Genomic DNA, 24,881 nt, shown 5'->3' on the forward strand with positions numbered 1-24,881 from the left:
CTGAGATGCAGAGTGAACGGCGACCCGTGACGCCCACCCCCTTCGGTGTGCCGGTCGAAGGCGGCATGATGAGCGATGTGGCCATGGTGCAGCAGGCCTTCGGCGTGAGCCTCTCCTATCAGGACATCGCCTTCAGGGAGCGGCTCGTCGCCTTGCGCGAGCGCTTCCCCCTGCTGGCGGAGCTGGAGATGAGGGGGCCTGAATGAATTGCGTTGCCCTGCAAGGGATCCGTGGCGGCGTGGGCACCAGCTCCCTCGTCGCCGGCCTGGCGCTGGCGGCCCGGGAGCAGGGGGCCCGGGTGCTGGCGGTGGATTTGTGCCATGACAACCTGCTTGGCATCCATCTGGGGTTGCCCCATGCCGATGCCAGGGGCTGGAGCCGGCTGGCGGATCCGGCGCGGGAGTGGCGCTCGGCACTCTATCACTATGAGGAGGGGCTGGATCTGTTGCCCCATGGCGGCCAGCCGGGGGCATCCGCAGGGGCGTGGCTGCAGGCCCTCGACGGTTATGATCTGGTGCTGCTGGATCTGCCCGTGGGGCCGGTTCCCGCGCGCCCTTGCCGGCTGCTGACCATAGTCAATGCCGATGCCAACTGCCATGTGCGACTCCATCGCCATGCCTGGGCGGCCGGGGAGCGATTGCTGGTGACCCAGTTCAGCAGCCGCCGGGCCCTGCAGCAGGATCTGCTGGATCTCTGGCAGGCGGCCGGCCTGCCCCTGCTCGGCCTGCGGCTGCACCGGGACGAGGCGATGGCCGAAGCCATGGCCGCCAAGCAGCCGGTGGGCCGCTATGCCCCCACCAGCCTGATCGCCCACGAGCTGGCCTCCCTGGCCAGCTGGTGTCTGGGCGCCGGGGGCGACGACCCATGCTAGCCCGGCTGTTGACGCCGACGGCGAGCCTCTGGTGCTCCCAGCGTTACCAGGGGCTGCGCCGCCAGGGCGGCTCCCGGCTGGGATCCGCCGGTCTGACCCTGGTGTGGCTGCTGGCCTGGACCCTGTTCCCCCTGGAGCGCCATGGCTGGCAGTGGGTGCTGAGCCATGCAGAGGGGCTCTATCCCCAGCTGGCCCGGCCCCGGGTCGGGGATCCCCTGCGCATCCTGTTGCAGAGTCTCTGGATCATAGTGCGCCGTCCCAGGCCGATTCCCCTGCGCTGGCCCGCCTCCTGGCAGCGCGCCTGGCAGTGGGGCACCCAGGCCCTCGGCCGCTTCCTGATCCGGCAGGAAGAGAAGGGGCTGGCGGCGGCCAGGGCCACCCCCAGGGAGGCGCGCTGGAAGAGCGTGCTGCTGTGCGCGGTGGCCGGCACCCTCTCCCTGCTCTGCATCACCCAGCCATTCACCCTCGAGGCCCAGCTGGTGTTCGTCATCATGCTGATGGGGATGGCCTTCATCCTGCGCGCCGTGCCGGGCCGCTACCCCATGCTGATGATGATGGTGCTCTCCCTCACCGTCTCCTGCCGCTACATCTGGTGGCGCTACACCTCCACCCTGGACTGGTTCGATCCCGTCAGCCTCACCTGCGGCCTCTTGCTGCTGGCCGCCGAGACCTATGCCTGGATAGTGCTGTTGCTCGGCTACTGGCAGACGGCCTGGCCGCTGAATCGCCCCCCGGCGCCCTTGCCGGCGGACCCGGCACAGTGGCCCAGCGTGGATCTGATGATCCCCACCTACAACGAGGACCTCGCCATCGTCAAGGGCACAGTCTACGCGGCCCTGGCCCTCGACTGGCCCGCCGACAAGCTGACCGTCTGGCTGCTCGATGACGGGGACAGAGCATCGTTTCGCGCCTTCGCCGAAGAGGCGGGGATCCGCTATGTGGCGCGGCCGACCCACGAGCACGCCAAGGCCGGTAACATCAACTACGCGCTCAGGCAGGCGAGCGGGGATCTGGTCGCCATCTTCGACTGCGATCACCTGCCGACCCGCTCCTTCTTGCAGATGACGGTGGGCTGGTTCTACCGGGATCCCAGGCTGGGGGTGGTGCAGACTCCCCATCACTTCTTCTCCGCCGATCCGTTCGAGCATAACCTGCAGCGGTTTCGCAAGATGCCGAACGAGGGGGCGCTGTTCTACGGCCTGGTGCAGGATGGCAACGACATGTGGGACGCCAGCTTCTTCTGCGGCTCCTGCGCCGTCATCAAGCGCTCTGCCCTGGACGAGATCGGCGGCATCGCGGTGGAGACGGTCACCGAGGATGCCCACACCTCATTGCGGCTGCACCGCCTTGGCTACACCTCCGCCTATATCCGCATTCCCCTGGCGGCGGGGCTGGCCACCGAGAGCCTCTCCGCCCACATAGGGCAGCGCATCCGCTGGGCGCGCGGCATGGTGCAGATCCTGCGCCTGGACAACCCCCTGTTTGGCAAGGGGCTCAATCTGGGGCAGCGGCTCTGCTACTTCAACGCCATGCTGCACTTCCTGTCGGGCATACCGCGCCTCATCTTCCTGACGGCGCCACTCGCCTTCCTGATCCTACACGCCTACATCATCTATGCCCCGGCGGCGGCCATCGCCCTCTACATGCTGCCGCACATCTTCCACAGCGCCCTGACCAACTCCCGGTTGCAGGGCAAGGTGCGCCACTCCTTCTGGGGCGAGGTCTACGAGACGGTGCTGGCCTGGTACATAGCCAGGCCGACCACGGTGGCGCTGTTTGCCCCCCACAAGGGCAAGTTCAACGTCACCGCCAAGGGGGGCATGACGGAGGAGGTGTATCTGGATCTGTCGGTCTCCAGGCCCTATCTGATCCTGATCCTGCTCAACCTGTGCGGGCTGGGCTTCGGCATCTGGCGCATCTGCACCGGCCCGGCCGACGAGGTGCTGACCCTGATCCTCAGCATGCTGTGGACCCTCTACAACATGACCATACTGGGCGGGGCGCTGGCGGTGGCGTTCGAGTCGCGTCAGGTGCGCACCAACCCCAGGGTAGAGATGGTGATGCCGGCGGCCATCAAGCTGGCCAACGGCCACCTCTATCCCTGCACCGTCAAGGACTACTCCAATGGCGGGGTCGGCGTCCTGCTCGAGGACGCCCTGCCCCTGGCCGACAAGGAGAGGGTCTGGCTGCTGCTGCGCCACGGCCAGCGGGAGCAGGCCTTCGCCGCCAAGGTGCAGCGGGTGTTCGGCCGCAAGCTGGGGCTGGAGCTGGAGCCCATGGAGCAGGCCCAGCACATCGCCTTCATCCAGTGCACCTTCGCCCGGGCCGACACCTGGTCCCTGTGGCAGCAGCGCCTCGGCAAGGATCGCCCGCTCCACAGCCTGCTCGACATCACGCTGCTTGGCTGGGGAGCCTACTGGCGCCTGGCGCGCACCTCACCCATCGGCTTTGTTTGTATCCTGCTTGAGAAGCTGGCTCGCTGGCTGCTCTCTTTCGTTCCTCGTCGCGTCTCGCCGGATTTCCGGTCCGGGGCTCCGACCACACAGACAGTGAAAGGATGATGAAACCACAACGCTACCTTATCCCTCTCCTGCTGATGACGCAGAGTGCGCTGGCCGCCGAGGCCAGCGGCCCCTTGCCACCGGTGCCCGCGCCGGTGCGCAGTCAGGACCTGAGTTTCGAACAGATGTCCTCCTCTCCGGGCACTCTCTCCCTGCGTGGCAATGCCCCTGACGGTCAGGCGGACTTCACGGTGCGGCGGGACGAGGTGGTCACCCGGGCCAGCCTGGATCTCGACTTCACCCCGTCCCCCTCCTTGCTGCCGCTGCTCTCCCAGATCAAGGTCTACCTCAATGACGAGCTGATGGGGGTCACCGCCCTCACCAAGGAGCAGATGGGGGAGCGTACCCATGCCCGCATCGAGCTGGATCCGCGCTACGCCAAGGACTTCAACCGGATCAAGGTGAGCTTCGTCGGCCACTACCAGAAGGTGTGCGAGAACCCGGCGAGCGATACCCTGTGGCTCAACGTCAACCGGGACAGCAAGCTGAGCCTGCAACTGCAGACCCTGCCGGTGCGCAACGAGCTCTCCTTCTTCCCCATGCCGTTCCTCGACGTGCGGGACAATGGCAAGCTGATCCTGCCCATGGTGTTCAGCGGCACAGTGCCGCTCCTGCAACAGCAGGCGGCGGCCGTGCTGGCCTCCTGGTTCGGCACCAAGGCCCAGTGGCGGGGCCAGCACTTCCCGGTGCTCATCAACCAGCTGCCGGATCGCAACGGAGTTATCTTCGCCACCAACGACGCCCGTCCCGACTTCCTGGTCGACTACCCCAAGGTGAAGGGGCCCACCATCGACATGATCAGCTCCCCGGACAACCCCTATGTGAAGCTGCTGCTGATCCTGGGACGGGATCAGCAGGATCTGCTGACCGCGGCCAAGGGGCTGGCTCAGGGGGAGGTGCTGCTGCGCGGCCAGAGCGTGCTGGTGGACGAGGTGAAACCCCTGGCCCCGCGCCAGCCTTATGATGCCCCCAACTGGGTGCGGCTCGATCGCAAGATGCGGTTCGACGAGCTGACGGACTATCCGGGCCAGCTGCAGGCGACGGGCAGCCGGCTCTGGCCCATGAGCCTGACGCTGCGGCTGCCGCCGGATCTCTATCTGCTGGGCGCCAACGGCATCAAGGCGGATCTTAAGTACCACAACACGGCACCGATCCAGCGGGATGGCTCCCGCCTGGACGTGGCGGTCAACGGCCAGTTCATGAAGTCGTTCCCGCTCGAGCCGGGTGAGGCCAAGAGCGAGCAGTTGCTCACCCTGCCGCTCTGGTTCGCCGCCGATGACGACGCCACTGTGCTGCGCATGCCCGGGCTCAAGACTACCCAGTCCAACAGCCTGAGCTTCTCGTTTGAATATGCCAGGGAGATGAAGGGGGGCAATGAGAACGGTCGCTGCGATCTGGTGCTGCCCCCCGCCCATCAGGTGCGCATCGACGAGGGCTCCACCATCGACTTCAGCGGCTATCGCCACTTCATCGAGATGCCGAACCTCAAGGCGTTCGCCTATGCGGGCTTCCCCTTCAGCCGGATGGCGGATCTTGCCGACAGCCAGGTGATCATGCCCGCCAGGGCGCACCCGGCGCAGATCACCACATTGCTCGATGCGGTGGGAGCCATCGGGGCCGAGACCGGTTATCCGGCCCTCTCCCTGCGAGTCCTGGATGACTGGGCGCAGGCCCGCACCGCCGATCTGGATACCCTGCTCATCGGCACCCTGCCCGAGGAGTTTCAGGGGGATCTGGCGCCAGACGCCCTGCTGCAGGCCACCCGCAGCTGGGTCAACGAGCCGACCCGCCAGCATCAGGGGGATCTGCTGCACAGCATGGCCGATCGCCAGCCCCAGGCCAGGGTCGGCATGACGGGCAACCGCGCCATCGCCGTCATCCTGGGCCTGCAGTCGCCGACCCACGAGCAGCGCAGCCTGGTGGCCCTGCTGGCCGACGGTCCGGCGGGGGTCAGGCTGCTCAACGACACCCTGCAAAACGCCACCCTGCGCGGCCAGGTCGCGGGCTCTGTGGCCATCATCCGGGAGTCCGGGGTGAAGAGCCTGGAGGTCGGGGAGCGTTATGAGGTGGGCTATCTGCCCTGGTGGGAGCGAGTCTGGCAGCTGTTTGCCGAGTACCCGCTGCGCCTCGCCGGACTGACGCTGCTCTGCATGCTGGTGCTGGGCTGGGGCCTGCGGGTGCTGCTGGCCGGTGCCAGCCGTAGCCGCCTGAAGGAAGATTAAGAGATGACTCAGATGAAAAAAGCCTGTGGTGCCCTGCTGCTCTGGGCCCTGTGTACCCTGCCTGCCCTGGCGGCCTGTGACTGGCCGGCGTGGCAGCATTTTCGCCAGCACTACATCAGCGAGGAGGGGAGGGTCATAGACCCGGCCGACGGTCGGTGGATCACTACCTCCGAGGGTCAGAGCTACGGCCTCTTCTTCGCCCTGGTCAACAACGACAGGGAGACCTTCGCCCGCCTGCTCGACTGGACCGAGCGGCGGCTCGCCCGGGGGGATCTGACCGGCTTCCTGCCATCCTGGCTGTGGGGCCAGAAGGAGGATGGCAGCTGGGGCGTGCTGGATGAGAACAGTGCGTCCGACTCGGATCTCTGGATAGCCTACAGCCTGCTCGAGGCGGGGCGCCTGTGGGACAACCACAGCTACGAGTCCATCGGCACCCTGCTGCTGCGGCGCATCGCCCGGGAAGAGGTCGCCACCGTCCCCGGTCTGGGTCCCGTGCTGCTGCCCGGCGCCCACGGCTATACGGGGGAGGGGCGCTGGACCCTGAACCCGAGCTACCTGCCGCCCCAGCTGCTGGCCCGTTTCGCGGCGCAGCAGGGGCCCTGGCGCGAGATGCGCGCACAACTGCCGAGGCTGCTGCAGGAGAGCGCCCCCCGTGGTTTTGCCCCCGACTGGGTGGACTGGCAGGGGGAGAAGGGGTGGCAGGTGACGGCCGACAAGGGGCCCCAGGGCAGCTACGACGCCATCCGCGTCTACCTCTGGCTCGGCATGCTGAACGACGAGGATCCCGCCAAGGGGCCCCTGGTGGCGCACTTCGCCCCCATGCTGGAGAGCACGGCGGCCCTTGGCGCCGTCCCCGAGCGGGTCGACACCCAGAGTGGCCAGACCCAGGGACGGGGACCGGTCGGCTTTGCCGCCGCCCTGTTGCCCCTCTCCCAAGGGCAGCCGATGCTGGCCAGCCTGCGTGAGCAGGTGAAACAGCATGGCGAGCAGGCCGACGCCTATTACGGCAGCGTCCTGACCCTGTTTGGCGCAGGCTGGGATCAGGGCCGCTATCGCTTCGCCGCGGACGGAACCCTGCAGCCAGGCTGGAGCGAGTCATGCCAAGCAGATTGACCCTGGCTTGCCTGCTCGCCTGCCTGATGAGCGGCAACTTGGCGCTGGGGGCCGTGCAGCCGGTGGACTGGCTGCTCGAACAGGTCAGGATAGGGGAGGCAAGCGGGCGTGAGGATCTCGTCAGCAACAGCCTCTACTCCCTCTCCCTGGTGGAGCCCAATCACCCGGAGTTGCTGGCGGCCCAGGCGCGTCAGGCCCTGCGTCAGGGCAAGACCAGGGAGGCGAAGGTGCTGCTGGCCCGGCTCGGCAAGCTGGCGCCGGACTCCCCGATTTACCGCCAGGGCATGGCCAATCTCGCCCTGAGCGACTCGGCCCAGCGCCAGCAACTGCAACAGGCGCGGCTGCTGACCAATGCCGGCCGGCTGGAGGAGGCCGAGCGCCTCTATCGCTCCCTGTTTATGGGGGATCTGCCCCCGAATCTCGACGTGGCGGTGGAGTATGCCCTGCTGCAGATGCGCATGCCCGCCATGAAGGCGAAGGGCATGGCCTCGCTGGAGAGCCTGAACCGGCAATATCCGGGTGAGCCACGGGTGCGCAGCGGGCTGGCCCGCCACTACCTGGCCGACGGTCGGCGCCAGCAGGCCCTGGGGCTGCTGCGGGAGATGGCGAAGGATGACAACAGCCGCGGGGAGGCGGCGGAGATCTGGCTGGCGGACATCGAGGCCATGCCGGTCGGGCCCCGGAGCATCGACGAGTTGAAGCAATACATAGCCCTCTTCGGTACCGAGATGGAGGCCGACAAGGCCGAGGCGCTGCTCGCCACCCAGGAGGCGCAGTGGGCCTCTCCTGCCTATCGCTCCCGACAGCTGGCACTGGCCCGTACCGCCAGCGGCGGAGCCTCCATCGCCGAGCTGCAGCGGGCCCTCGCCGCCAATCCCGGGGATCCCGAACTCATGGGGGCCCTGGGTCAGGCCTATTCCCGCCACGATCAGCGCGCGCTCGCCATCGCCCAGTTCGAGCGGGTGCTGCGCCATCCCGATGTGACCGACAAGGACAAGTGGGCCAGCCTGCTGGCCACCAACCGCTACTGGCTGCTGGTCAACCAGGGCTCCCAGGCCCTGGAGCAGCAGCAATGGGAGGTGGCGGCGACCCGCTATCGCAGCGCCATCGCCCTGGATGGCAAGGAACCGGAGGCCTGGCTCGGATTGGGGGACAGCGAGCGGGGCCGTCATCGCGACGGCGAGGCCGAGCTTGCCTATCAGAAGGCCTTCGCCATGCCGGGAGCCCGTGATCGGGCCCTGGCCCGGCTGTTCGATCTCTACAAGGGGCAGGATCCGGCGCGGGCACTGGCCCTGCTGGATCGGCACGGCACCCCGGCCATGCAGGCCGAGGGCAAGCGGCTCAAGGCCGAGCTGTTGCAGGAGCAGGCCGATCAGCTCGACCAGGCCGGCAAGCTGCCCCAGGCCCTGGCCCAGCGCCAGGAGGCGCTGCGGCTGATGCCGGATGATGTCTGGCTGGCCTACCGGGTGGCCACCACCCAGGCCCGACTCGGGGATGTTGCAGGCGGGGAGCGGCTGCTGCGGGGGCGGTTGGCGGCGCAGCCACAGAACGACAGCCTGCGCTACGCCACTGCCCTCTACCTGTCGGGGCAGGATCAGTCGCCCCAGGCCCGCGCCGTGCTGGCCGAGGTGCCGGCCGCGCGCTGGTCGGCGGACATGCAGGCGCTGGATCGCCGCCTCGCCCGTGGCGAGCTGCTGGCCAACGCCAGGCAATTGCACCAGCAGGGGGATGAGGCGGGCGCCGAACGCCTGCTGCAGCCGTTGCAGCCCGATGACGAGGTGACCCTGATGCTAGCCGAATGGGCCGCGGAGCGCGGGGACGTCGCCGGGGCCGAGCGCCATTACCGCGCTGTGCTGGCGCACGCCCCCCAGCACCCCGAGGCCAGGCTCGGCATGGCCGAACTGGCGCAGACCAGGGGCGATCCGGCAGAGGCTCGCCACTGGCTGCCAGCCTGGCCGGTCAGCCCCTTGCCCCCGGAGGAGTTCAACTACTACCGCCGGGTGGCAAACCTCTATCAGGCGCTGGGGGAGGGGGAGACGGCCCGGGCCATCTTCAGCGGCTACGAGCCCCTGGTGTCGACGCAACCCGCCTCCCAGCAGACGGCCCTGTTCTGGCGGGACGCCGCCCGTCAGCGTTTCGCCAATGGCGACGCCGAGGGCGCCCTGGTGCGGGATCGCAAGGGACTGGTGGCGGCGGGCCTGGCCCCCGGGGAGGATCTGGATGGGGGCGCCCTGACCGCGCTCGCCCGCAGCCGCGACGGCGAGGAGTGGCTGGCCTCCGGGCTGCGCGGGGATCTGGACAGTCACTATCGGCAGAGCCAGACCACAGTCTCCCTCGACAGTGACTACTGGGGATCCAGCGGCACCGGCGGCGTCTCCGATCTGCGGGCCCTGACCCAGATGATGCAACTGGACACCCCCCTGGCCGGCGGCACCGCCTTTGGTCGCCTCGAGCTGGTGGACATGGATGCGGGCCAGCTGCCGGCCTCCCCCTATTGGGAGGAGTTCGGCACCTGCGCCGCCCGCGACTGCCGGGGAGGGGAGCACCAGCAGAGCCGGGGCACCACGCTGGCGGCGGGCTGGCACAAGGGGGCCTGGGCCTTCGATCTCGGCACCACGCCCCTCGGCTTCGAGGTGGTGGACTGGGTCGGCGGCGCGACGGTGACGGGAGACTGGCGCGAGCTGGGGTGGGGGCTCACCCTCTCCCGGCGGCCCGTCAGCAGCTCGCTGCTCTCCTATGCGGGCACTGTGGATCCGGGGACCGGCATCAGCTGGGGCGGGGTGCGGGCGAACGGGGTTCGCCTCGATCTCAGTCATGATCTCGGGGGCGCCGTCGGCTTCTGGGGCAGCGCCCAGCAACACCTGCTGACGGGCAAGAACGTGCCGGACAACTGGCGCACCCGACTCATGGGAGGGGGCTACTACAAGCTCATCAACGAGACGAACCGCCGGGCCAGCGTGGGGCTGAGCAGCATGCTGTGGCATTACCAGCAGGACTTGAGCGGCTATACCCTGGGTCAGGGGGGCTATTACAGCCCGCAAGGGTACTTCTCGATCTCGGTGCCGGTCAGCTACCGGCAGCGCACCCCCGACTGGTCATGGGAGCTGGGAGGCTCGGGATCCTGGTCCCGCTCCCGCACCGAGGACAGCCGCCGCTACCCCCTGGAAGGCCTGCTGCCCGCCGGTTTGCCGGACAGGAACGAGCCGGTGCAGGGGGGCAGCAGCAGCGGCTTCGGCTATACCCTGAATGCCGTGGTGGAGCACCGCCTGACCGAGCACTGGCGCATCGGCGGGCGGATCGACATCCAGCAGGCGGATGACTATGCCCCCAGCCATGCCACCCTCTTCCTGCGCTACACCTTCAAGCCCTGGCAGGGGGATCTCGACATGCCGCCAAGGCCGTTGACCCCCTACGCGGACTTCGACTGACTCCTGCGCCCGGCTTGCCCGGGCGCACTCATTTCAGGTAGGAGCGCAGCACCCTCACCACCTGATCCAGATCCTCCAGCCGCTCGGCCGGGGTCGCCTCCGGCGCTCCCAGGTGCTCGCGCATATGGCCTTCCAGCACCTCCAGCATCAGGCCGTTGACGGCGCCGCGGATGGCGGCAATCTGCTGCAGGATGGCGGCGCAGTCGGTCTCCTGCTCCAGGGCACTCTCCAGGGCACCGGTCTGCCCCTTGATGCGTCTGACCCTGGCCAGCAGCTTCTTCTTGTCGTGAACCGTGTGTGACATGCAGGATCCTCTCGCGCGATAAAACTATACTGGGGTATAGTATATTGCATTGTCGCTCTCAGGAGAAATCCATGTCATCCCTCGCCTCATCCCACTGCCAGCAACCCGTCGTTCATGAAGGGAATCCGCTGGCGGAACAGAAGACCCGCTGGGCCGTGCTGCTCACCCTCGTCATGATGGTAGCGGAGATAGGTGGCGGCTGGTTCTACAACTCCATGGCGCTGCTGGCGGATGGTTGGCACATGAGCTCCCATGCCCTGGCCCTCGGTCTCTCCGTCGTGGCCTATCGCGCCGCCCGCCACTTCGCCCGGGATCACAGATTCAGCTTCGGCACCTGGAAGATAGAGGTGCTGGGGGGCTTCAGCAGCGCCCTGCTGCTGGTGGGGGTGGCGGGCCTGATGCTGTTCGAGTCGGTGGCCCGGCTGCTGGATCCCAGCCCTATCCATTATCAGCAGGCGATCGGCATCGCCACTGTCGGCCTGCTGGTGAACCTGGCCTGCGCCTGGCTGCTCAAGGACGATCACGGCCATCACCATGGTCACGACCATCATCACGGTCATCACGACCACGAGCACTCGCATGATCACCACCACGGCCATCAGGATCTCAACCTGCGTGCCGCCTACCTCCATGTGCTGGCGGATGCGGCGACCTCTGTGCTGGCCATCCTGGCGCTGGTGGGGGGCATGCTGTGGGGCGCCGACTGGCTGGATCCCCTGATGGGCATAGTGGGGGCCGTGCTGGTGGCGGTCTGGGCCCGGGGGTTGCTGCGGGACACGGGGCGGGTATTGCTGGATGCGGAGATGGACGCCCCCCTGGTGGCGGAGATCCGCGAGGTGATAGCCGAGCTGCCTGACGCCGAGATCCGCGATCTGCACGTCTGGCGGGTGGGGCAGGTGCAGTATGCGGCCGTGCTCTCCCTGCGAATGGCGGTTCCCATACCGGCACAGGCGATCCGCGAGCGCCTCGCCATCCACGAGGAGCTGGTGCATCTGACCATAGAGATAGCGCAGGGATGAGGCCGGGCCCCGGGGCCCGGCCTCAGTGTGGCGGGCGCTCGTGTTCCCCCTTGGCCTGATCCTGCCAGAGGGAGCCCAGCATCAGCTTGAGCAGCAACCCCGGGGGGTCATCCAGCAGTCGACCGGGTTCCAGCAGCAGGTGGCCGTCGGCGCGAAAGCCGAGGCTGGCGTGGGTCTCTCCTTCGTCATCCAGGATCTGGATGATGCCGACCAGGGTTCCCCGCTCACCGGGCTGACAGCGCAGCCGCAGCTCGCGGGGCTCGCCCAGCAGGGTGAAGGCCCGGCAGAGGGGCGGCGTCTCTTCATAATCGGGCCAGCTGAAGAAGTGATACTGCTCGGCGAGTCCCCCGGCCTGCTGGCAGAACTGGTGGAACAGCTGGGCAATTCCCTGATACTCCTGATCCAGCCGCTTTGCCTGCTCCTCGATCCGTTTCATAGGCCATGGCTCCTTGCTATCCATTTGATCGGAAATTGATTTTTCCGGCATGAACCCCTCTCTTTGCTGGTATGGGCCCAAAGCGGGGGCGAGTCTGTGAGCGCGATCCAATTTTCGTTATGAAAACGTTATCTTGTTGAATCGGGTTGGTTTTTTTTGCCCGGTCGCTCACATTTACAACAATCTCCGCTGATTAATATGGCATCGCTCGGCTACGACCGGGTACCTCGAGTATCGAGACCAACTACAGCGGGAATTATAAAAAAATGGATATGAAAAAGACCAAGGTGGCGCTGGTAACAGCCTCACTGCTCGCGCTTTTGTCAGGCTGTAACGACAACAGTTCTTCACCCTCCACCCCTCCCACCCCCCAGGATGAGCCCGTCGCGCGCCTTCCCAATGTCCAGCCCCCGGCCGAGCTGCTGGTGGCCGGCCCCGACCAGGCCGTGGTCGCCCTGGTGGATACCCAGAGCAGCGCGGCGCGCGGGATCACTGGTCCCTTCGCCAGCCACAGCCTGCACCTGTGGAACAACGACGCCTGCGGCGCAACGTCGGAGGGCGGACTCAACACAGGCTGGGATGACGCCAGCAAGACCCCGGCGGCGGCGGACAGCTTCGGCCCGGCCTGGGTGGTGCCGCTCGCCAAGATGGAGGGCTGCATCAACTTCATCGCCCGCAACGGCGATCTGGCGAACCTGACCGGCAGCGACATGAAGGTGGTCTTCAGCGATCACCCGGATCGCACCGTGGCCATAGTCGCGGGCAAGAACGAGATCTTCGGCAGCCGGGCCGAGGCCTTCACCGCCGCCTTCGGCGTGGCGGGGGCCAGTGCCCACCTGATCGACGGCAACACCCTGATCTGGCAAGGGGGCAAGGACAAGCCCTATGTGCGCCTCTACTACACAGAGTCCGGCACCATCACCGCCAACGCCGACGGGGTATTCGATTTCCCCTACCTCAAGTTGACCCCGGCCAGCCTCAGTGCCGAGCAGCAGGCCAAGTACCCGCACCTCAAGGATGCCGCCGCCTTCGCCCTGCCCGCCGGTAAAGATCTCAAGCCCCTGCTCAAGGGGGAGCTGGTGGCCATCGGCACCGATGCGGACGGCATCCTGCAGGGGGCCACCCTGGTGCAGAGCGCCGGGGCCCTCGATGCCCTCTACGCCGAGGCTGCCACCAAGCTGGCCTACGGCGCCGTGGTGGAGGGGGGCAACGTCACCTTCCGGCTCTGGGCCCCGACCGCCAGATCGGTCAAGCTGGCGCTCTTCGACGAGCAGCACAACTCCCTCGGCGAGCGCGCCATGACACAGGACGAGGCCAGCGGCAGCTGGAGCCTGCAGGGGGGCAGCGACCTGGTGGGCAAGTACTATCGCTATGCCGTCGAGGTCTATCATCCGGTCAGTCGCAAGCTGGAATCCTACCAGGTGACCGATCCCTACTCCCTGAGCCTGGCCATGAACTCCGAGTTCAGTCAGGTGGTGGATCTCGATGATCCTGCCCTCAAACCCGAGGGCTGGGACAGCCTCAAGGCCCCCCACAGCCAGGCCAATCCCGCCGACATCACCATCTATGAGGCCCATGTCCGGGATCTGACCGGCAACGACGACTCCACCCCGGCCGAGCACCGCGGCAAGTTCCTGGGGCTGACCGACACGGACAGCGTCCCCGTCACCCACCTGAAATCCCTGGCCAAGAGCGGCGTCAGCCACCTGCACCTGCTGCCGGTGTTCGACATCGCCACCGTCAACGAGGATCCGGCCAAGGTGGCCAACATAAGCGATGACTTCAGCAAGCTGTGCGAGGTCAATGCCGAGGTCAAGAACTCCAGGTTTGCCAGCCACTGCGGCGGCGGCCAGACCATAGCGTCCGTGCTGGAAGATCTGCAGGCCAGCGACAGCAGGGAGAACCCGGTGGTGCAGGAGCTGTACGGCTATCTGCGCGGCGTCGACTCCTTCAACTGGGGCTATGACCCCTACCACTACACAGCGCCGGAAGGCTCCTACGCCACCAATGCGGAGGGGACGGTCCGGATCAAGGAGTTCCGCGAGATGGTCAAGGCCATCAAGCAGAACATCGGCATGAACGTGGTGATGGACGTGGTCTACAACCACACCAACGAGGCGGGTCTCGGCCCCAAATCCGTGCTCGACAAGATAGTGCCCTGGTACTACCAGCGCCTCAATCCGGAGACCGGCTCGGTGGAGAACTCCACCTGCTGCTCCAACACGGCGCCGGAACACGCCATGTTCGCCAAGCTGATGGATGACTCCCTGGTCACCTGGGCGCGGGACTACAAGATCGATGCCTTCCGCTTCGATCTCATGGGTCACCACCCGAAAGATCAGATGGTGCAGGCCCTGGCCGAGGTGAAGAAGGTCAATCCGGACATGTACTTCTACGGCGAGGGGTGGAACTTCGGCGAAGTGCAGGACGACAAGCGCTTCGTGCAGGCGACCCAGAAGCACCTGGCCGGCACCGGCATCGGCTCCTTCTCCGACCGGCTGCGGGATGCGGTGCGCGGCGGCAGCCCGTTCGACGGCGGCGACGCCATCCGCAAGACCCAGGGCTTCGGTAACGGCGCCTTCGTGGATGTCAACGAGGTGGACGGCGTCGATCTCGCCACCGCCCTGCATCAGTCCGACCTGGTGCGTCTCGGCATGGCGGGCAACCTCAAGGAGTTCGTGCTGACCGACAAGGACGGCGTGCCGAAGAAGGGGTCCGACATCGACTACAACGGTCAACCGGCGGGCTATGCCCAGGATCCGACCGAAGTGCAGAACTACGTCGACAAGCACGACAACCAGACCCTGTTCGACAACCTGGTCTACAAGGCGCCAGCAGGGGCCGATCTGGTGCGGATGCAGGGGGTGTCGCTGGCCACCGCCATGCTGGGGCAGGGGATCCCCTTCACCCACGCCGGGGTCGAACTGCTGCGCTCCAAGTCCATGGAGCGGGACAGCTACGACTCCGGTGACTGGTATAACCGCGTCGACTACAGCCTGGGGGACAACAACTTCGACAAGGGCTTGCCGCGCAAGGACAAGGACGAGGCCAACTACGCGCTGATCGAGCAGGTGCTCGACCAGCACGCCAAGCCGGGCTCGGCCGAGATGGCGCAGATGGTGAGCTTCTACCAGGAGCTCTCCGAGCTGCGTCAATCCTCCCGTCTGCTGCGTCTTGGCAGCGGGTCCGAGGTGATCAAGCGGGTCGACTTCCGCAACACCGGGCCTGAGCAGATCCCGGGCCTTATCGTGATGAGCGTGGATGATGGCAGCAAGGCCGGTGCGGATCTGGATCCCGCCATCGACGGCCTGGTGGTGATGATCAACGCCACCAATGCCCCCCAGAGCATCGGCGACTTCCGTGACGGCGACGATCAGCCCATCGATCTCTCCGGCATGGTGCTGAGCGGGAAACATCGCGGGGTCGACAGCATCGCCAGTGGCGCCGCCTACGACAACGGCCAGCTGACGCTGGGAGCCTGGTCTGCCGCCGTCTTCGTCAAGCCGCAGAGTGGCGCCCAGGGCGCGGGCCTGCCGGTAGGCAAGAAGACGGATCTGAGCACATTGCCTCCCTTCGGTGACACTGCGGTCTATCTGAAAGGCTTCCTCGGGGAGTGGGGCGAAGCGAACCCGATGAGCTTCACCAGCAACTTCATGTACGAGTTCACCACCGAAGTGGCAACCGACAAGCTGGGCACGACGGAAGTGAAGATCGCCGACGCCAGCTGGGGGCCGGTCAACTACGGCAGCTGCAACGCCGGTGACAAGCTGGTGGTGGGCACGCCGCTGACCCTTTGCAAGGGGGGGGATACCGGCAATATCGGGCTGGATCTGGCCAAGGCCGGTACCTACAAGTTCGTCTTCACCGCCATGAACAAGGAGAAGCCCACCCTGAGCGTCAGCTACACCGAGCCGGTGCAGAGCTGCAAGGTGCTGGATACGGTGGCGGGCAACCCGCTGGGCTTCCCGCTCTATGTTCGCGGCAGCCTGAGCGACTGGAACGCGCAACCGGCTTACCAGTTGAGCTACAAGGGGATGGAGGGCAACCTCGCCATCTATCAGGCCGCCTTCAACTACGCGGGCAGCTTTGACTTCAAGTTTGCCAACGATGACGGCAACTGGAGCAAGCAGTTCTTCGTCAAGGATGCTGGTGGTACCCTGATTGCCCTGGAGCCAGAGCAGTCCTATCCGCTGCAGCACGGCGATGGCGGCATGGGCAACAACAGCATGACCCTGCCCCAGGGTCTGTGGAGCTTCCTGGTCAAGGTCGATCCGACCAAGGCCTCGGGCGAGGTGGGCACCGTCATAGTCCAGGAGTGCAGCGCCAAGTAAGCCTTCCTATCGAGCCCGGGACTGACTCGGCAGCCCTGGGTTGAATTCCACCTCGCCAAGGGTGGGATAAGCCGAGAGAGTAAGCAAAGCGCGACTGCCGACCGGCAGCCGCGCTTTTTCTTTGTCACCGCTGGGGGACGGGCAATAAAAAGCCGTCCCACTGGGGACGGCTGTTGGCTGTGCGGTTGACTGCCGGCCTAGCGCTTGCGCAGCAGGCGCAGGGCGTTGGCGGTGACCAGGGCGGTGGCGCCGGTGTCCGCCAGCACGGCTATCCACAGACCCGTGATGCCGAGCAGGCTGGTGACCAGGAAGATGGCCTTCAGTCCCAATGCCAGGGCGATATTCTGGTGGATGTTGGCGAGCGCGGCGCGGGAGAGCCGGATCATGGCGGCAACCCCGCCGAGCTGGTTGTGGGTCAGGGCCGCGTCGGCTGTCTCCAGCGCCACGTCGGTGCCGCCCCCCATGGCGATGCCGATGCTGGCCCGCTTCATGGCGGGGGCGTCGTTGATGCCATCCCCTATCATGGCCACCTTGCGGCTGCTGGCGAGCAGGCTTATCTCCTCCACCTTGCCTTCCGGCAGCAGGCCGGCGCGCCAGCCCATGCCGAGTTCGTTGGCAATCGCCTCGGCGGCACGGGGGTTGTCCCCGGTCAGCATGATGCTCTGCAGTCCGAGCTGGTTGAGCTCTTGCAGTGCCGCAGCCGCGTCCGGCCGGATCTGATCCCGCAGCGCCAGCAGGGCACTGGGCGTCTCTCCCATCCGGCAGAGCAGGATCACCGTCTTGCCCTGGCGCTCCAGGGCGGCGATCTGTGCCTCGAGCGCCTCGTCCACAGAGGAGACCCGACTCGGGGCCAGCAGCTGCCAGAGGGCGCCGTCGATGCGCCCCTCCACCCCCATGCCGGGGAGGGCGCGCAGATCCCGGGCGTTGGCCAGGGTCAGCCCCTGCTCGGTCGCGGCAGCCACCACGGCGCGGGCCAGAGGGTGGTGGGAACCCTGCTCTATGGCGGCGGCCAAGGCCAGCAGTTCGGCTTCCGGTCGGCCATTGAGGCTGACCAGCTCGGTCAGCTGCGGCTTGCCCAGGGTCAGGGTGCCTGTCTTGTCAAACGCGACTGTGTCTATATGGGCCAGCCGCTCCAGGGCCGCCCCGCCCTTGATCAGGGCCCCCTGCCGGGTTGCCGCCGCCAGGGCCGAGGTAACCGCCGCCGGGGTGGAGATCACCAAAGCGCAGGGGCAGCCGATCAGCAGCAGCGCCAGGGCGCGATAGATCCACTCGTCCCAGCTCTGGCCGAAGGCCAGCGGTGGCACCAGCATCACCAGCAGGGCGACCAGCATCATGGCCGGGGTGTACCAGCGGCTGAAGCGGTCGATGAAGCGCTCTATGGGGGCGCGCTGGCTCTCGGCCTCCTCGATGAGGTGCAGGATGCGGTCGATGGCGTTGTTGCCGGGCTCGGAGACCACCTCGAGGCGCAACACCCGATCCGCCGCCAGACTGCCGGCCGGCACCTTGTCCCCCTGACGGCGCTCCACCGGAATGGACTCCCCGGTCAGGGCGCTCTCGTCAAAGGCGCCGAGGGGGTCGAGCAGGCGGGCATCCGCGGGCAGACGGGCACCGGGGGCGATTTCGATGATGTCGCCGGGGCGCAGCATCTCGGCGGCCACCTCTTCCCGTACGTCACCTTCTGCTGTGGTACGAATGCGCTGCGCCTGGTCGGGCACCAGGGCCATCAGGGCGGTGACCCCGGCACGGGCACGGCCGGCGGCATAGGCCTCCAGGTGTTCCCCCAGCATGAAGAGCAGCAGCACCATGGCCGCCTCGGCGGTCTCTCCGAGGAAGAGGGCGCCGAGCGCCGCCACCGTCATCAGGGTCTCGATGGCGAAGGGGGAGCCGCTTCTGGTCAATGCCCAGGCCTTGCGGGCGACGGGCCAGAGCCCCCAGAGTGTCGCCAGGGTAAAGAGCGGCTGGCCGAGCTGGGTCGGCAGCAGGGCGGCCACCCCCATCAGGGCGGCGAGCGACAGGGGCTGCCAATACTTGCCAAGGAGCGTCATCAGGGGGCTGAGCCGTTTGTCATCGCGCTCTGTCGCCTGAGTGTTGCCCTTGAGCCGGAAGCCTGCGGCCAGCACGGCGGCGGTGACGGGGTCGGGGGAGAGGCCGGGGGCGAGATCCACCACCAGCTTCTCGGTGGCGAACAGCACGCGAGCCTGGGTGACACCCTCGACACGGTTGACGGCCGTCTCTATCTTGCGGGCGCAGCTGGGGCAATCCATCCCCAGCACCTGCCAGCTGTGGCGGCGACTGTCACGGGTCGGGGAGGGCAGGGGGCCCTCGGCCGCCGCTCCATGGGCGCGATGGTCATGGTCGTGCGAATGAGAGGGCTTGGCTCCGGCGTCACGGCCCCTGGGGGGGTCTTCATCCCCGGGCCCCTCGTCGACCCCGTGCGCCTGGTGATCCTGGGGCGCCGGGCTGGCGCAACAACTTGCAGAGGCGACCTTGTCGCAGCAGTGGCTGTCGTGCCCGTGCTCGTGTTGATGGGGGGCGGCCTTGCCGATGGCCTTGATGGGGGCGGCATGGGAATGGCTGCAGCAGGATTTGCTCATGATGAGTCCCTCTTGAGTGGATCCCGCCCCTGCGGGATCGCCTATGTCTGAGCCCAGTGTAAACCTTGGTGTTAAGTCCAAGGTCAAGCCCTTCTCTTTCCCGCCTCGGCGGGGTGGACGAGACAGGGTGGCAACAAATCCCTCTTGTTAGCGGGTGTTTGTCCCCTGCCGCTGGGCCTATACTGGGAACCCTGGATCCCCCATCGATAATCAAGGACCTAACATGAGCAATACCGTCACCCTGCAAGGCAACCCCGTCTCCGTCTCCGGCCACTTCCCCGTTGCCGGCGAGCAGGCCAAGCCCTTCTCCCTGGTTGCTGGCGATCTGTCCGATGCGACCCTGGCGACCTTCGCCGGCAAGCGCAAGATCCTGAACATCTTCCCGAGCGTCGACACTCCGACCTGCGCCACCTCAGTGCGCAAGTTCAACGAGCAGGCCAGCGCCCTGAACAACACTGTGGTGCTGTGCATCTCCGCGGATCTGCCGTTCGCCCAGGCCCGTTTCTGCGGCGCCGAGGGTCTGGACAAGGTGGTGAACCTCTCCACCCTGCGTGGCGTCTCCTTCCTGCAGGACTACGGTGTGGCCTTCTCCTCCGGCCCCCTGGTAGGCCTGGCTGCCCGCGCCATCGTGGTGCTGGATGAGCACGACAAGGTGCTGCACAGCGAGCTGGTGGCCGAAGTCGCCGACGAGCCGAACTACGCCGCCGCCCTGGCCGCCCTGTAAGTTTCGTCTTGCACTGATTGCCGACGGCCTGCCGATGCAGGCCGTTTTTATTGCGGGCGCAGTGACCCCCAAGGTTGAGGTGATCAGACTCGCTGGCCCATATCCCCCTGCTTCTTCTCACCGGCCTTTTACTTATGGGGTCAGGCTGGCTAGACTTCGCCTCCCACTTCTTCCTGCCGCGTAGCCCCATGACCTTTAACGAACTCCACCTCGCTCCCGCTCTGCTGGCCGCCCTGCCTGCCGAGCTGCACACCCCGACCCGCATCCAGCAACTCGCCATTCCGGCGGCATTGGCGGGCCAGGATCTGCTGGCCCTGGCCCGGACCGGCAGCGGCAAGACACTGGCATTCGGCCTGCCGCTGCTGCAGGGGCTGGACGCGGCATCCGATCGGGTGCAGGGGTTGGTGCTGGTGCCGACCCGGGAGCTGGCGAGCCAGGTGAGCGCGGCGCTGCAAGGGGTCGCCGAGGCGCTTGGGTTGCGTGTCCTGACCCTGTGCGGCGGGGTGGCCCAGGAGCAGCAACAGGCCGAGCTGGCCCTGGGGCCCCAACTGCTGGTGGCGACCCCGGGGCGGCTACGGGACTTGCTGGCCCAGCGGCTGCTGGGCCTCGGCAAGCTGCGCACCCTGGTGCTGGATGAGGCTGATCGCCTGCTGGAGATGGGCTTCTGGCCCGATATCCAGTGGCTGATGAATGCCATGCCGACCGAGCGGCAGACCCTGCTGTTTTCCGCCACTCTGCCATCCGAGCTCGAGGCCCTGGCCACCGGCCTGCTGAACGCGCCGGTGCGGGTGGAGGCGGATCCTCGCAACAGCGTGGCCGACGACATCGAGGAGCGGCTCCATCTGGTCAACAAGAGCAGCAAGGTGCCTGCGCTCATCAGCCTGCTCAAGGGGCAGCCGTGGTCCCAGGTGCTGGTGTTTATCAGCGCCAGGGACGATGCGGACGCCGTGGCCAGAAAACTCGCCAAGGCGGGCATAGCGGTGGCCGCCCTGCACGGCGAGAAGGATCAAGGGGCGCGGGAGCAGGCGCTCAGCGATTTCAAGGGGGGCAAGGTGCGGGTGCTGGTGGCCACGGATCTGATGGCGCGGGGCATCCACGTGGAGGCGCTGCCGGTGGTGATCAACCTGGATCTGCCTGCCAATGCTCCCGTCTATGTGCACCGCATCGGCCGCACCGCCCGCGCCGGGCAGAAAGGCCTCGCCCTCTCCCTGGTCTGCCACGGGGAGGCCGAGACGCTTGCGGCCATCCGTACCCTGACCGGTCGCGCGCTGCCGCTGGAGGAGCTTGAGGGCTTCCCGGTCACCGACCAGCCTGCGAGCGGGGAGGGCAAGCGGGCGCCCCGGGACAAGCAGGCCAACCGCCGCACCCAGGCCAAGCGCAGCGTCAAGCAGTTCAAGGGCAGGGGCTAAGTCCAAGCCTTCTGCTCGCCCAACTGGTCAGTATCAAATAGATACCGTTTCGCTATGCTCCATGGGTTTCACCATGGAGGGATGACGAATGACCAGTCTGGTAATGGGGCCCTTGCTCGGGCTCGAATCAGAGACCCAATACAGCCTCTGCTTCATGACGGAGGCCGGTTGCAAGAGCGCGGCCGTGAGGATCAACGGCGAGGTGCTGGCTGCCAGCAAGCAGGCGGATACCCCGAAAGGCGCTTTCTGGCGGCTCGTCTGGCAGGCGAGCCCCAAGAAGGCCGGTACCCCCATCGACTATGAGATCCTACTGGACGACAAGCCTGCACAAGATCTCGGTGGGTACGATAAATGGCAGTTTTATCTGCCGGGGAAGAAAGAGAATGTGCTGATAGGCTACGCCTCCTGCAACGGTTTCTCCGATTTAAAACTGCTCACCTCCACCCCGGCCCCCTACGCCATGTGGGACAAGCTAGCTGCCAAACACAAGGCCCATCCTTTCTCCCTGCTGCTGATGGGAGGCGATCAGGTCTATGCTGACTCCCTCTGGACCTCGGTACCGACCCTGAAGGCCTGGAACGAGCTGGATCGGGTGGACAAGGTCAAGCGCAAGGCGACCCGGACCATGGTGGAACAGCTCGATCGCTTCTATTGCGAACTCTACTGCCGGCAGTGGAGCCGCCCCGAGGTGGCCACCATGCTGGCCCGGGTGCCGAGCGTCATGATGTGGGACGATCACGACATCTTCGATGGCTGGGGCAGCTATCCCGCCGACTTGCAGGGCTGCGAGGTCTATCAGGCCATCTATGCCGCCGCCGCCAAGTATTTCCGGCTGTTCCAGCTGCGCTCCGCTGCCAATGTTTCCCTGCTGGATCCTGTGCACCTGACCCATCACTCCTGGCGACTGCGTTTTCGGGGTTACCAGATCCTGGCGTTGGACAACCGGGCGACCCGCAGCCAGAACCAGGTGATGAGCCGGGAGCAGTGGGAACAGATCAACGGGGCGCTGGCGGATTGCGGTGAGGGACACCTGTTGGTCATGACCGGGGTGCCCGTGGTCTATCGGGATTTCTCCTTCACCGAGGCGGCGTTCGATGCGACCCCCTGGGAGGAGGAGCTGACCGACGATCTCAAGGATCACTGGCGCGCCAAGTCACACCAGGGGGAGCGGGCCCGCCTCATCATGCGGCTGCTGGACAATGCCAGACTGCGGCGCCAGGCCGTCAAGGGCGAGAATCAGGCGATCCCCAAGACCCTGATCCTGTCCGGGGATGTGCACGTGGGTTGCCTCGGGGTGATCCAGGACCGGCGGGGGGAGGGGGTGATGAATGTGCACCAGCTGGTCTCCTCCGGCATAGTCCATCCCTGCCCCACCCAGTTCCAGTGGACGGGGATCCTCGCCATGACCAACGACGATCCCGAATACCTCGACGAGAGCCGACTGGTCCGTGCCGAGCTGATCAAGCCGTTCGGCGCCCCTGTCTATCTGCGTACCCGCAACTTCGCCACCCTGCAGATGGGCAGCGACAACAAGCTGTGGGCCAACTGGCATTGCGAGAACGATCTGGCCGCCAGCTATCCGCTGGCCTGATGCCGGGGAAATGCGAAGGGCCCTGACGGGCCCTTTTTCTTGTCGAGATCAGATACCCCAAGCCATTGCCTGCTCAGGGCTGGTCCTGCGTCTGGGTGAAGAAGTCGCGCCGAAACTGGCCGAGTACCGCTTCCCTGTGCTGCTGCCAGCTGGCCTCGTCCATGTCGCCCCGGCTGGCCATCAACTGCTGCTCCAGCTCGGCCAACTGCTGCTGGTAGTGGCCGCGCTGATCCAGCTGCTGCTGGCGGGTGGCGGCAAACTGCACGGTCGCTTCGGCCTGCCCGGTCGGCAGGAAGTGGCGGGCCAATGTCTCCAGCTCCTCGTCCCCCCACAGCTGGCGCGCCTGCTGCAACCGGGCATCCGGGTTGAACAGATCCGCCGTCAGATCCGGGTGATCCGCCGCCCACTCATCCTGCAGCCGGGTCAGGGCCGCCAGCCGCTCGGCCAGCGGCAACTGCTCGTTCTCCTGCGCCAGCTGCTCGAGTGCCTGGGCGTAGCGCCCCTGCAACCGTGTCAGGCTCTCCCCCTCACTCATCCACTGGGATTCCAGCGCGATCAGATTGGCGAGCCGCTCGCTCAGCGGCTGATCGCTTTCCGTTATCTCGCTGGCGAGCTGGTGGTTCATTTCGTCCGGCATGGCCCGCCAGCTGGCGGGCAATGGCCCGGTGGTGACGGGCCCTGAGGCGGCGGCAGTCTGGCCGGCAGCGGGCGCCAGCGCCAGCGGCGCCGATGCCTGTGGCGACGGGGCAGCGGTGACAGGGCTTGGCCTGCTTGCTGGCACTGGCTGGTCCGGATCATCCTGCCCGCCGAGGTTGAGCAGCAACAGCGCCAGCACCGCCAGGGCCAGAAAGCCGTAGCGGCGCTTCATCGGCTGATCTCTCCCTTGACCGGGAAGTGATCGGAGAGGTTGCTGGCGGGCCAGAGGCTGCCATCGCTGGAGCGCGGGATCCAGACGCTGTTGAGGTTGTGACTGGCGGCGCCGTACTCCCGGCTCACCACCAGATAGTCCAGGTACTCGACGTTGGCGCCGCCGGAGAGGGGCCCGCCGGCGTAGGGGTTGAGCCTGGGATCGAAGGTGGCCTCGGTGTAGCCGCCATAGGCCGGCTCGTCGGCGTCGAGGTTGGCCAGCATGTTGGCGTAGTCGTCGGCGAACTTGCGCTTGTTGACGTTGAAGTCACCGCCGTAGATGACGGTGTCGCTGGCCGGGATCTGGAGGCTGGCGGCCAGGGTGCGGATCTGGCCGAACTGGATCTGGCGCAGCCGTCTCGCCTCGTCGGTGTCGAAACTGGCGGTGTGGGTGGCGAACAGGTGCCAGGCCTTGCCCCCCTTGATCACCTCGGCGTACATCACCCCCTTGTCGGCGAAGCAGTCGGTGCCGGTGCACTGGGGATAGACCAGCTGGGCCTCGCGTACTATGGGGTAGCGGCTGACGATCACCACGCCGCCGTCGTGGATGTTGACCCCGGGCTTGTCGAGCACCTTGGTCTGATAGGGATACTCTTTCGCCAGCGCCTGCAGGAAGCCCTCGCGGCGGCCGTCGAACACCTCCTGCAACAGCAGGGCGTCATAGCCCTTGAGGTACTCGGGCAGCAGGGTCAGCCGCTCGCCTATGCTGGCGGCGATCACCGGCAGGGCCCAGACGTTGTAGCTGGCGACCTTGAGCTTGTCCTCCGCCGGCTCCGGCTGCTCCTCTTGCCGGGCGGGCGTCAGCATATAGTGCAGATCGTCGTAACGGCCGGTGTACTTGGCGGCGAAGGCCAGCTCCTGTGGCCCTGCAACGCGATGGATCACCCGATCGCTCTGCCAGCCGGAGCCGTCTGCCGGCGTTTCGCCGCCGTGCTGCAGGGTGCTGTTCCACCAGGTGCCCTCCATCTTCTGGTTGAGGCGATAGGTGTCGCCGCTTGAAGTGGTGACCCGGGTTTCGAACAGATAGCTCTTGCCCGCCTTCACCCCCTCGTAGCGATTGAAGCTGAGCACCATGGCGCTCTCCCAGGGGCCCAGCTCCGTCCTGTGCTGAGTCCACTGGCTGCCCGCCTGCAGCTCGCCGGAGCCGCTCTGGTGGATCGTCAGTTGCAAGGGCTCGGGGCCGTTGTTGGTGAGGTAGACATCGGTATCGGCGAGCGCCTGCAACGGAAACTGGCTGGCCAGCAGCAGGGCGGCATAGCTGAGGGGCTTGTGCATCATGAAGTCCTTCTGGTCGAGGCACGCTGGAAAGTGACAGTTATGGCGGGCGTTGGGGTTATTTCATTTACATTTTTGTTACAAATAAATGAAAGGC

16 protein-coding genes are annotated in these 24,881 nt (G+C 66.6%); 11 read left to right on the forward strand and 5 right to left on the reverse strand.

Annotated features, from left to right (window positions below):
• Positions 1-5: 5 nt before the first annotated feature.
• The 6 genes from bcsR to bcsC are packed head-to-tail and all read left to right on the forward strand — an operon-like array spanning position 6 to position 10,195.
• Entirely contained in the window at positions 6-206 is a 201-nt protein-coding gene (bcsR, locus tag AAHB08_RS11480; protein WP_041998134.1) for a cellulose biosynthesis protein BcsR, read from the forward strand.
• A complete protein-coding gene (gene bcsQ / locus AAHB08_RS11485) occupies positions 203-871 on the forward strand; it encodes a cellulose biosynthesis protein BcsQ (protein WP_342058990.1) in 669 nt (222 codons plus the stop codon). Before bcsR ends, bcsQ begins: the two co-directional genes overlap by 4 nt.
• Positions 865-3,432 (forward strand): UDP-forming cellulose synthase catalytic subunit, encoded by a 2,568-nt coding sequence (gene bcsA / locus AAHB08_RS11490; RefSeq protein WP_342058991.1) that lies wholly within the window; start codon positions 865-867, stop codon positions 3,430-3,432. The genes bcsQ and bcsA overlap by 7 nt, the downstream gene beginning before the upstream one ends.
• Entirely contained in the window at positions 3,432-5,654 is a 2,223-nt protein-coding gene (gene bcsB, locus AAHB08_RS11495; RefSeq protein WP_342058992.1) for a cellulose biosynthesis cyclic di-GMP-binding regulatory protein BcsB, read from the forward strand. Before bcsA ends, bcsB begins: the two co-directional genes overlap by 1 nt.
• Positions 5,655-5,657: 3 nt before the next feature.
• Positions 5,658-6,767 carry a cellulose synthase complex periplasmic endoglucanase BcsZ gene (bcsZ, locus tag AAHB08_RS11500; protein ID WP_342058993.1) on the forward strand — a complete coding sequence of 370 codons (1,110 nt, stop codon included), beginning with the start codon at positions 5,658-5,660 and terminating at the stop codon, positions 6,765-6,767.
• Complete coding sequence (gene bcsC / locus AAHB08_RS11505) at positions 6,752-10,195, forward strand: cellulose synthase complex outer membrane protein BcsC (protein ID WP_342058994.1); 3,444 nt, start codon at positions 6,752-6,754, stop codon at positions 10,193-10,195. Before bcsZ ends, bcsC begins: the two co-directional genes overlap by 16 nt.
• Before the next feature lie 28 nt (positions 10,196-10,223).
• Here bcsC and AAHB08_RS11510 read toward each other — a convergent pair whose 3' ends face one another.
• Complete coding sequence (locus AAHB08_RS11510) at positions 10,224-10,499, reverse strand: metal/formaldehyde-sensitive transcriptional repressor (protein ID WP_106884936.1); 276 nt, start codon at positions 10,497-10,499, stop codon at positions 10,224-10,226.
• 71 nt (positions 10,500-10,570) lie between these two features.
• On the opposite strand from AAHB08_RS11510, the gene dmeF reads away from it, so the two are divergent.
• Positions 10,571-11,518 (forward strand): CDF family Co(II)/Ni(II) efflux transporter DmeF, encoded by a 948-nt coding sequence (gene dmeF, locus AAHB08_RS11515; protein WP_202047825.1) that lies wholly within the window; start codon positions 10,571-10,573, stop codon positions 11,516-11,518.
• Positions 11,519-11,540: 22 nt separating this feature from the next.
• Here the strand turns inward: dmeF and AAHB08_RS11520 are convergent, their stop codons facing one another.
• Positions 11,541-11,954 (reverse strand): hypothetical protein, encoded by a 414-nt coding sequence (locus AAHB08_RS11520; protein ID WP_319918065.1) that lies wholly within the window; start codon positions 11,952-11,954, stop codon positions 11,541-11,543.
• A gap of 266 nt (positions 11,955-12,220) precedes the next feature.
• Here AAHB08_RS11520 and pulA point away from each other — a divergent pair, with 266 nt between their 5' ends.
• Positions 12,221-16,285, forward strand: a complete 4,065-nt coding sequence (gene pulA / locus AAHB08_RS11525) for a pullulanase-type alpha-1,6-glucosidase (RefSeq protein ID WP_342058995.1) — start codon at positions 12,221-12,223, stop codon at positions 16,283-16,285.
• Positions 16,286-16,482: 197 nt separating this feature from the next.
• Here the strand turns inward: pulA and AAHB08_RS11530 are convergent, their stop codons facing one another.
• Complete coding sequence (locus AAHB08_RS11530) at positions 16,483-18,879, reverse strand: zinc/cadmium/mercury/lead-transporting ATPase (RefSeq protein ID WP_342058996.1); 2,397 nt, start codon at positions 18,877-18,879, stop codon at positions 16,483-16,485.
• Between the two features lie 223 nt (positions 18,880-19,102).
• On the opposite strand from AAHB08_RS11530, the gene tpx reads away from it, so the two are divergent.
• The 3 genes from tpx (at position 19,103) to AAHB08_RS11545 (ending at position 22,603) form a co-directional block, all read left to right on the forward strand.
• Complete coding sequence (gene tpx / locus AAHB08_RS11535) at positions 19,103-19,603, forward strand: thiol peroxidase (protein ID WP_025325781.1); 501 nt, start codon at positions 19,103-19,105, stop codon at positions 19,601-19,603.
• Between the two features lie 188 nt (positions 19,604-19,791).
• A complete protein-coding gene (locus tag AAHB08_RS11540) occupies positions 19,792-21,012 on the forward strand; it encodes a DEAD/DEAH box helicase (RefSeq protein WP_342058997.1) in 1,221 nt (406 codons plus the stop codon).
• Between the two features lie 88 nt (positions 21,013-21,100).
• A complete protein-coding gene (locus AAHB08_RS11545; RefSeq protein ID WP_342058998.1) occupies positions 21,101-22,603 on the forward strand; it encodes an alkaline phosphatase D family protein in 1,503 nt (500 codons plus the stop codon).
• Positions 22,604-22,676: 73 nt separating this feature from the next.
• On the opposite strand, the gene AAHB08_RS11550 is transcribed toward AAHB08_RS11545, so the two are convergent.
• On the reverse strand, positions 22,677-23,471 hold the full coding sequence (locus AAHB08_RS11550; protein WP_342058999.1) for a hypothetical protein: 795 nt from the start codon (positions 23,469-23,471) through the stop codon (positions 22,677-22,679).
• Positions 23,468-24,784 (reverse strand): sphingomyelin phosphodiesterase, encoded by a 1,317-nt coding sequence (locus AAHB08_RS11555; protein WP_342059000.1) that lies wholly within the window; start codon positions 24,782-24,784, stop codon positions 23,468-23,470. Before AAHB08_RS11555 ends, AAHB08_RS11550 begins: the two co-directional genes overlap by 4 nt.
• Positions 24,785-24,881 lie beyond the last annotated feature (97 nt).

Origin of the sequence: Aeromonas sp. OTU364 (genome assembly GCF_038440395.1) — a bacterium.
GTDB lineage: Bacteria > Pseudomonadota > Gammaproteobacteria > Enterobacterales > Aeromonadaceae > Aeromonas.